The organism is Geodermatophilus sp. DF01-2, assembly GCF_004571065.1.
In the GTDB taxonomy this organism is placed as follows: Bacteria; Actinomycetota; Actinomycetes; order Mycobacteriales; family Geodermatophilaceae; genus Geodermatophilus.
On sequence record NZ_SPQN01000158.1, the window covers coordinates 1 to 3394 of the forward strand.

Sequence of the window (3394 nt, forward strand, 5' to 3'; positions counted from 1 at the left end):
TCCGAACCCGGAAGCTAAGCCTCTCAGCGCCGATGGTACTGCCCCGGAGACGGGGTGGGAGAGTAGGACGCCGCCGGACAACCATTCCATGAAGGGCCCTCACCACCCGGTGAGGGCCCTTCATGCATGTCCAGCGCGTGCAGGGGCTTTCCGGACAGGAGCGCCGGCCGACCCCTCAGGGCTCCCCGCGCAGCATGGGCCCCTCCGGTCGAGTCGTCGTACGGGTGCGTGCGGCCGGGCCCTTTCCCTCCGCCGGGCCGGTGACTCGACCTGGTCGTCAGGCCTGCTGCTCGCCCTCCTCGCGGGCGGCCTGGTCGAGCACCTCCGGATCGTCCTGCACGCCGCCGGCGGGGTCGGCGTTGCCGAGGGCGGTCTCCGCGGGGAGTTGCTCGACGTTCTGGCGGGCGCGCTCGCGCGGGTCGTCGGTGGGTTCGGACACGGGTCCTCCTCAGTCGGTCGCGGACGCCAGCTGTCCTACCCACCCCGTGCCGGAGTGACCCGCGCGCCTCGATCCGAGCCCGAGCAGCCCGAGAAGCGACCCCATCCGCCTGCCGGACCTGTCGAGCCGCGCGTCGGGTGGGTCGATCGTCGCGGTCGACGACGGGTTCGCCGCGGCCGAGGAGAACCGGGGAAGGACGCCGGGTCCGCCCACTAGGGTCGGGGCCGATTCGCGCCCGCCCGAGGAGTCCTCGTGTCCCGTCCCGGCCGTCTGGCCCTGCTCGCGTCGGCGCCCGTCCTGGGACTCTGCCTCGCCGCCTGCGGCCAGGCCATCGAGCAGGGTGAGCTGGAGGTCCAGGTGGCCACCACGATCGAGTCCGAGTTCGGTGTCGCGGCCGACATCTCGTGCCCCGGCGACCTCGACGCCGAGGTCGCCGCGACCACCGAGTGCACCGCCACGGACCCGGACACCGGCGAGGAGATCGCGCTGCGGATCACCGTCACCTCGGTGGAGGACGGCGCCGCGAACTTCGACATCGAGCCGGTCGAGTGACCTGGTGGCGCAGCATTCCGCCGCCGACACGAACGGGGCAGGACGCGGGGCTCGATGTCGCTGGCGGAGGGACGGTGGCCTGCCCCTGGCCTCCGTCGTGCAGGACGACGGCGAGGTCCTGGCCGACTCCGGTCGCTCTGCTCGCCGTTCAGCCGGTTCTGCCCGCGCTGACGCACCGGGCCCCGCCGAGCGCCTCGACGTCCGGCCGCACACCCGCCCGTGCGAGACACAGGACGGAAAGGCCCTCTGCCCGGCCACCTCCAGCCGCCGCTCGGCTGGACCGCCTCGCTGGCGCCGGCTGGCCGACCGACCGGGTCTGGCCGGCATACGGGTGTGTGGCCGTCCCTCGACGAGGTGCGGCGGCTGGGCGCGGCGCGCGGCCGGTCGTCCACCATGGTCCTGGGCAGCGGGCTCGCGCCGGTCGCCGAGCCTGGCGCCGCCGGGTCTCCGCCGCGATCCGGTTCGCCACCTCGCGGGTCAGAGGGCGGTGGCGAGGGCCTCGAGGTCGTCGAAGGTGGCGTCCAGGTGCGGGGAGACGCGCAGCACCGGTCCGGTCATCTCGCCCGGCGCACGTTGGGGCCCGATCGCCGTGGTCACGATGCCGTGCTCGGTGAGCAGCCGGGCCCGCGTGGTGACGACGTCGACGCCGTTCGGCGGACGCAGGGTCGTGGTGGCGGTCGGTGCGTCGAGCGGTTCCACCACCCGCCAGCCGGCGGTGCCCTCCAGCACCTCGCGGGCGGCGCGGCCGAGCGCGGCCAGCCGCTCCCGGACCCGAGCCGGCCCCGCCGCCACGTGCTCGCCCACGGCCAGCACCAGCCCGACCCGCCCGGCCACGTGCGCCTCCCCGGACTCGAGGGCACGCAGGGGCGGGACGTCGTCCGGCGCCGGCAGTACCGGGGTCAGCTCGGCGGCGACCGCGGGCCGCACGCACAGCAGGCCGACCCCGCGGGGCCCGGCCAGCCACTTGCGCGAGGTCGAGTAGACGACGTCGGCGCCCACGTCGGTGTCGACGTGGGCCAGGGACTGGGCGGCGTCGAGCACCAGCGGCACCCCGGCCGCCCGGCAGAGCGACGCCATCTCGGCGGCCGGCTGGACGACGCCGCGGTGGCTGCCGATGTGCGTCAGGTGCACCAGCCGCGGCGGATCGGTGGCCAGCAACCGCGCCACGCCCTCGAGGTCGGCGCAGCCGAGGCCGTCGACCGGCAGCGGCTCCACTCCCAGGCCCGCCGCGCGCAGCTGGGCGGCGTTCGGCGCGTACTCGCCCGGCAGGCAGGCCACCCGGGCCCCGGCCGGCAACCCCCAGGCGGCCAGCAGCGTGACCAGCGCGGCCTGCGCGGACTCCACGAACACCACGTCGGCCGCGGCCATCCCCACCAGGCCGCCGATGACCGAGCGGCCCTGCTGCAGCAGGTCCTCCGCGGTCGCCTCGGCCACGTACCCGCCGAGCTCGGCCTCGTGCCGCGCGTGGTGGGCGACGGCCTCGAGCACCCGGTGGCTCTGCCGGCTGCACGCGGCGCTGTCCAGGTGCCGGCCGGCCGGGCGGGGCCGGGCCGAGCGCCAGGAGGCACCGAGGTCCTCGTGGACGAGGGCGGGTCCGAGCATCGTCACGGCCCCACGCTAGGCGAGCCGCTCCCCGTCGCGTGCCTCGATGGGGGCAAGGGAGGCGACCGGCCGCCGACGGCTCCCGGCTCCGCGCTGGAGGTCGAGGTCACGAGACCGCGACGATGGTCGACGCCGAGCGTGCCACGGACCCGCTGCGCGAGCTGCGCGGCATGGGCATCGGTGTCGCCATCGACGACTTCGGCGCCGGGTACACCTCACTCTCTCGCCTGAAGACGTGCCGGTGGCTCGCCGGCACCGCCGCGGCCGCCGGGCCCGCCCGTGCCTGAGGAGACGCCCCGCCGGCGGTCAGCTCTCCAGCGTGCCCCGGGCGACCGAGACCCCGGAGTGCCCCGGGTCGCCGTCCAGCGGCTCGACGGAGACGTCGACGATCGGGTACTCGTCCAGGTCCAGGCCCGGCGGCAGCGTCAGCGCCACCTCCCCGCCACCGCGGACGACGCCGAGCGAGAGGAGGTCCTCCCCTGCCTCGTCGAGCAGCCAGACCTCGTAGAACCCGCCGTCCGGGTCGGCGGCGCGGAGGTCGACCTCGAGCACCAGCGTGCCGTCGTCGCGCTCCACCACCCGGGCCTCGCCGGTGGCGTCGCTGCCCGCGAGCGGGTCGAGCGCGGCCGCGGCCACGGCGATGCCGTCGTCCTCCCCCGTGCCGAGGGCCACCGCGCCCGCCCCGATGCCGACCCCGACGACCAGGGACGCGGCGGCAGCCAGCAGCAGCCGCGAACGGCGGGTCCGCAGCGACTCGGTCGGCGGAGCCGGCGTGGCCGCGGGGACGGGTGCCGGGGCGGG

Annotated in this window: 5 protein-coding genes and 1 rRNA gene; 3 read left to right on the plus strand and 3 right to left on the minus strand. The window is 76.4% G+C overall.

The window, feature by feature from the left end:
* Positions 1-79 (plus strand): 5S ribosomal RNA (rrf, locus tag E4P41_RS21415); the annotation flags it as partial.
* A 198-nt stretch (positions 80-277) separates the two neighbouring features.
* On the opposite strand, the gene E4P41_RS22490 is transcribed toward rrf, so the two are convergent.
* Positions 278-439: a hypothetical protein gene (locus E4P41_RS22490; RefSeq protein ID WP_167761213.1), complete on the minus strand. Its 162-nt coding sequence runs from the start codon at positions 437-439 to the stop codon at positions 278-280.
* A gap of 252 nt (positions 440-691) precedes the next feature.
* Between E4P41_RS22490 and E4P41_RS21420 the strand changes: the two genes are divergently transcribed.
* On the plus strand, positions 692-991 hold the full coding sequence (locus E4P41_RS21420; RefSeq protein ID WP_135143213.1) for a DUF4333 domain-containing protein: 300 nt from the start codon (positions 692-694) through the stop codon (positions 989-991).
* Positions 992-1468: 477 nt separating this feature from the next.
* Here the strand turns inward: E4P41_RS21420 and egtE are convergent, their stop codons facing one another.
* On the minus strand, positions 1469-2593 hold the full coding sequence (gene egtE / locus E4P41_RS21425) for an ergothioneine biosynthesis PLP-dependent enzyme EgtE (protein WP_135143216.1): 1125 nt from the start codon (positions 2591-2593) through the stop codon (positions 1469-1471).
* A gap of 122 nt (positions 2594-2715) precedes the next feature.
* Between egtE and E4P41_RS21430 the strand changes: the two genes are divergently transcribed.
* Positions 2716-2880 carry an EAL domain-containing protein gene (locus tag E4P41_RS21430; RefSeq protein ID WP_135143214.1) on the plus strand — a complete coding sequence of 55 codons (165 nt, stop codon included), beginning with the start codon at positions 2716-2718 and terminating at the stop codon, positions 2878-2880.
* A 19-nt stretch (positions 2881-2899) separates the two neighbouring features.
* On the opposite strand, the gene E4P41_RS21435 is transcribed toward E4P41_RS21430, so the two are convergent.
* Positions 2900-3394 (minus strand): anti-sigma factor (locus tag E4P41_RS21435; RefSeq protein ID WP_135143215.1); only part of this gene is annotated, 495 nt, incomplete at its 5' end.

Excerpts from the sequence above, each read along its gene's own strand:
- egtE (WP_135143216.1), bottom strand. The coding sequence starts at position 2,593 with ATGCTCGGACCCGCCCTCGTCCACGAGGACCTCGGTGCCTCCTGGCGC.
- E4P41_RS21430 (WP_135143214.1), top strand. The coding sequence starts at position 2,716 with ATGGTCGACGCCGAGCGTGCCACGGACCCGCTGCGCGAGCTGCGCGGC.